Here is an 860-nt window from a genome sequence, read left to right as displayed (position 1 = left end):
ATCGCCAAGGACCTGTGCGAAATCGTCTGGAACGAGGGCGGCGATCCGCGCCAGCTCGTCGAAAGCCGCGGCATGAAGCAGGTCACCGACACCGGCGCCATCGAGAAGGCGGTGGATGAGGTAATCGCCGCCAATCCGGACAAGGCCGACCAGGCCCGCGCCAAGCCGACCATGGCCGGCTGGTTTGTCGGCCAGGTGATGAAGGCGACCGGCGGCAAGGCCAATCCGCAGGCGGTCAACGACCTGGTCAAGGCCAAGCTCGGCATCGAATAAAGCGATGTTCGTCCGTACCGCCAGCGAGCGCGATCTTGTTGCGATCCGCGCGCTGCTGGTCGAGACGTGGCACGCGACGTATGACGCCATTTACGGCACCGAGCCGGTCGGGGCGCTCACCGACGAATGGCATTCGATCGCCTCGCTCAAGGCCCGGCTGACGCGGCCGAACTCCGAAATTCCTGGTCGCCGACGACGGCAGGCGACTCGGCGGCATGGCATTCGCCGCCGCCACCACCGACCCGAAGATCGTCCTTTTGAACCAGCTTTATGTGCACCCGTCCTGCCAGCGGCAAGGGATCGGCAAGGCGCTGCTCGATGAGGTCGAGGCCAGCTTTCCGGAAGCGAACAGGCTGCGCCTCGAGGTGGAGGAAGCCAACGCGGGGGCGATCGCCTTCTACCGGTCACAGGGATTTGTGGCCGCCGGCGAAACCAAGGATTGCGGCGGCGGTTCCGGGCTGCCGGCGCTGGTTTTCGAGAAGCCCCTCGGATAGTCAGCGCGGGAGACAGCGGCGCGGGCGAAAGGTCTGACCGCGCGCAGTCAGGGCGGCGACATGACGGCACGACCAGGCTGATCGACAATGTGG

2 pseudogenes are annotated in these 860 nt (G+C 66.0%); both read left to right on the top strand.

The window, feature by feature from the left end:
- Positions 1-273, top strand: a pseudogene (gene gatB / locus EN745_RS35345) (Asp-tRNA(Asn)/Glu-tRNA(Gln) amidotransferase GatCAB subunit B); the annotation flags it as partial.
- A gap of 4 nt (positions 274-277) precedes the next feature.
- A pseudogene (locus EN745_RS35340) lies at positions 278-767 on the top strand (GNAT family N-acetyltransferase).
- The last annotated feature ends 93 nt before the right edge of the window (positions 768-860 follow it).

This window comes from Mesorhizobium sp. M4A.F.Ca.ET.022.05.2.1 (assembly GCF_003998845.1).
In the GTDB taxonomy this organism is placed as follows: Bacteria; Pseudomonadota; Alphaproteobacteria; order Rhizobiales; family Rhizobiaceae; genus Mesorhizobium.
This window is presented reverse-complemented; position numbering and strand designations above follow the sequence as displayed.